Below are 3,833 nucleotides of genomic sequence, written 5' to 3'. Positions count from 1 at the left end.
GTCTCCCTGCGCCGCCCGACGCTGGACGAGGTGTTCCTCCACCTCACCGGCCGCAAGCAGCAGGAGGACCCGGAGCAGGACCGGGAAGACGACGGCGCCGCCGGCCGGGCGCGCGCCGTAGCGGAAGGGAGCGCCCGATGACCGCCACCACCGTCGCCGCACCGCCCCCGCCCGCCCGCACCGCGGGCGCCCGGCTGAAGTGGGCCGTGGCCGACGGGCTGACGATGACCGGCCGCGGCTTCGCGCACTGGGCCCGCCGGCCCGGCCAGGCCGTGGTGAGCCTCGTCTTCCCGGTGATGATGCTGGTGGTCTTCACCTACCTGCTCGGCGGCGGCATGGCTGTGAGCGGCGGCGGCAGCTACCGCGAGTACCTGGTGCCCGGCATGCTCGCGCTCGCGATGTCCTTCGGCCTGGAGGCCACGATGGTCTCCCTCACCTCCGACCTCGGCAAGGGCGTCGTCGACCGCTTCCGGACCATGCCCATGGCCCCGTCCGCGGTCCTCGTCGGCCGGTCGCTCACCGACATGGCCGAGTCGGCCGCCGGGCTCGTCGCGATGGCCGGCGCCGGGCTCGCGGTCGGCTGGCGCTGGCACGGTACGTGGGCGGAGGCGCTGGCCGCGTTCGGGCTGCTGCTGCTCCTGCGGTTCGCGATGCTGTGGGCCGGGATCTTCCTCGGCCTGGTGGCGGGCAAGCCGGAGATGGTGCAGGCGGTGCAGATCCTGGTGTGGCCGGTGGCGTTCCTGTCCAGCGCGTTCACCTCGCCGGAGACGATGCCGGGCTGGCTGGGCGCCGTCGCGGAGTGGAACCCGATGTCGGCGACGGCGGGCGCGATCCGCGAGCTGTTCGGCAACCCCGGCTGGACCGGCGACTCGTGGGCGGCTCAGCATCCGGTGCTGCTGGCGGTCGTGTGGCCGCTGGTGCTGCTCGCGGTGTTCTTCCCGCTGGCGGTGCGCCGGTACCGGCGTCTGGGGCGCTGAGGGCGCGTACAGACAGGTGACGGGCGTCGCCCGCGGGCGTGGGCGACGGCGCTCTCGACGCGGGTGGCGCCCCCGCTGCGCGCCAGTGGCGCCCCGTTTGTACGACTTGATCTGATGTGCCGCCGTGCCTCCGTACCCTTCCGACCCCCCGGGGGCGTTCTTCATGCGCCCGACTTATGCTCGCGGGCGTAAACCTTTCGGCACGTCCGCGGGGGGTGATGGTCCAGTGGGTCAGGAGCCCGAACCGGATAACGGCGAAGACAAGCCGCACTCCGACGAGGCGCACAGCGCCTTCACGCCGCCCTTCGGCGTGCCTCTCCCCCCGGCGCCCGAAGACGGGCAGACGACCTCGGAGTTCGCACGCCCCGTGGGCATCGGCGAACACGCCCCCGAGGACCAGAGCGCCGGCTCCGGCTTCCGGCCCCCGCGCGGCGGCCCCGCGGCCGCCGCCGGGGTCGGGCCCCCGCCCGCGCCCGCCACCGGACCGCTGTCGCGATCCACGCCGTGGCAGGACCGGATGCGTGTCATGCTCCGTACGCCCATGACGGAACGCCCCACGCCCGAACGGGCGCTGTCGCCCACCGAGGAGACCGCGCTGCCGGTGCCGCGCGTGCTCGACCTCACCCTGCGCATCGGCGAACTGCTGCTCGCCGGCGGCGAGGGCGCGGAGGACGTCGAGGCCGCGATGTTCGCCATCGCCCACGCCTTCGGCCTGGACCGCTGCGAGCCGACCGTCACGTTCACCCTCCTGACGGTCACGTACCAGCCGTCCCTGGTCGACGACCCGGTGACGCTCAGCCGCACGGTGCGCCGCCGCGGCACCGACTACAACCGGCTCGCCGCCGTCTACCGCCTCGTCGACGCCATCGTGGACGAGGCCGCCGCCGTCAGCCTGGAGGAGGCGTACCGCGGCCTCGCCGAGATCCGCCGCAACCGGCACCCGTACTCCAAGTGGGCGCTCACCCTCGCCAGCGGCGGCCTGTCGGGCGCGGCGGCGACACTGGTGGGCGGCGGGCCGCTGGTGTTCTGCGCGGCGGCGATCGGCGCGATGCTCGGCGACCGGCTCGCATGGCTGGCGGCGGGGCGCGGGCTGCCGGAGTTCTACCAGTTCGTGGCCGCGGCCATGGCCCCCGCGGCGGTCGGCGTCACGCTCAACATCGCCGACGTCGACGCCCAGTCCTCCGCCGTCATCACCGGCGGGCTCTTCGCGCTGATCCCCGGACGCGCCCTGGTCGCCGCCGTCCAGGACGGGCTGACCGGCTACTACATCACCGCCTCGGCGCGCCTGCTCGAAGTGCTCTACCTCGTCGTCGGCATCGTCGTCGGGGTGCTGATCATGCTCTACGTGGGCGTGCAACTCGGCGCCGAACTGAGCCCGGACGCCGCGCTGCACCGCCAGGAGAGGCCGGTGGTCTCCCTGCTGGCCGCGATGCTGCTGACGCTGGCCTTCGCGGTCCTGCTCCAGCAGGAGCGTTCCACCGTGATCGCCGTGACCCTCAACGGAGGCGTCGCCTGGCTGATCTACGCCGTCATCGCCCACCAGGCGAACAAGTCGCCGGTGCTGGCCACCGCGCTGGCCGCCGGGCTCGTCGGGCTCTTCGGCCAGCTCTTCTCTCGCTACCGGTTCATCTCCGCGCTGCCGTACGTCACGGCCGCCATCGGCCCACTGCTGCCGGGCAGCGCCACGTACTTCGGCCTCCTGGGCTTCGCCCAGGACGAGCTGAACGCCGGCGCCCGCTCGCTGCTGACCGCCGCCGCACTGGCGCTGGCGATCGCGATCGGGGTGAACCTGGGCGGCGAGATGGCCCGGCTGTTCATGAAGCGGCCGGGCGAGAAGACGACCCCCGCCCGCCGCGGCGCGAAGCGCACCCGCGGCTTCTAGGGGCCGTCCCCGACTGCCTACTGGACCTATTGCCGACTGCCGCATGCCGACTGGGCTGCCGCCTGCCGACGGGGGGCCGTGCGGCTACGTCAGTGGTGGCCGCCCGCGGCCTCCAGGCGCTTCTTGGACGCCTCGATCTCGGCCTCCGCGTCCTGCCGGCCCACCCAACTGGCGCCTTCCACGGACTTGCCGGGCTCCAGGTCCTTGTACACCTCGAAGAAGTGCTGGATCTCCAGCCGGTCGAACTCCGACACGTGGTGGATGTCCCGCAGGTGCTCCACCCGCGGGTCGTGCGCCGGGACGCACAGCACCTTGTCGTCGCCGCCGGCCTCGTCGGTCATGCGGAACATGCCGATCGTGCGGCACGCGATGAGGCATCCGGGGAACGTCGGCTCGTCCAGAAGGACCAGCGCGTCGAGCGGGTCGCCGTCCTCGCCGAGCGTGCCTTCGATGAAGCCGTAGTCTGCGGGGTAGCTGGTCGAGGTGAAGAGCCGCCGGTCCAGGCGGATCCGGCCCGTCTCGTGATCCACTTCGTACTTGTTCCGCGAACCCTTCGGGATCTCGATGGTGACGTCGAACTCCACGGGTGGCTCTCCTTCAAGATCAGCATGGTTCAGATGATTAAGTGTCCCCCACGCAGCGGGGTGGTGGCGAAAGGGGCTGGTCCCTGGTGAGGGTCGGGGTCGCGGTGGCACGGCGGAAGGCCGCCCGCTGGGCACGGCACTGGACCCGGCGGTGGGAAGCACAGCCCCTGCACACCCGTCGTACCGTGCGGCTGGTGGCCGCGTCCGGCGCGCTGGGCGGGGTCCTCGCCGGCGGCTTGATCGCCGTGGCGGGGCCCTGGGACTCGGGTCAGCGTACGGCGGAGAAGGAGACGGCCGCGCGCGCGGACGCCGCCCAGGGCCGTACAGGTGACGCGGATCACGGCTCCTCCGACGGCGTACCGGGCAAAGGCGCCCCCGGCGACGGCCTGC

The 3,833-nt window shown here is 73.1% G+C and carries 3 protein-coding genes and 1 pseudogene; 3 read left to right on the top strand and 1 reads right to left on the bottom strand.

Annotated features, from left to right (window positions below):
• Positions 1-137 precede the first annotated feature (137 nt).
• Together H5J30_RS21330 and H5J30_RS21325 are read left to right on the top strand one after the other, a co-directional pair.
• Positions 138-977, top strand: a complete 840-nt coding sequence (locus tag H5J30_RS21330; protein ID WP_181789001.1) for an ABC transporter permease — start codon at positions 138-140, stop codon at positions 975-977.
• A gap of 226 nt (positions 978-1,203) precedes the next feature.
• On the top strand, positions 1,204-2,859 hold the full coding sequence (locus H5J30_RS21325) for a threonine/serine exporter family protein (protein ID WP_181789000.1): 1,656 nt from the start codon (positions 1,204-1,206) through the stop codon (positions 2,857-2,859).
• 89 nt (positions 2,860-2,948) lie between these two features.
• On the opposite strand, the gene H5J30_RS21320 is transcribed toward H5J30_RS21325, so the two are convergent.
• On the bottom strand, positions 2,949-3,443 hold the full coding sequence (locus H5J30_RS21320) for an inorganic diphosphatase (RefSeq protein WP_018835994.1): 495 nt from the start codon (positions 3,441-3,443) through the stop codon (positions 2,949-2,951).
• A 194-nt stretch (positions 3,444-3,637) separates the two neighbouring features.
• Here H5J30_RS21320 and H5J30_RS36895 point away from each other — a divergent pair.
• Positions 3,638-3,833: pseudogene (locus H5J30_RS36895) on the top strand (D-alanyl-D-alanine carboxypeptidase/D-alanyl-D-alanine endopeptidase); the annotation flags it as partial.

It is taken from the genome of Streptomyces phytophilus, assembly GCF_013870535.1.
In the GTDB taxonomy this organism is placed as follows: Bacteria; Actinomycetota; Actinomycetes; order Streptomycetales; family Streptomycetaceae; genus Streptomyces; species Streptomyces phytophilus.
Note: the sequence above shows the minus strand (reverse complement) of the source record. Positions and strands in the feature narration are given on the sequence as shown.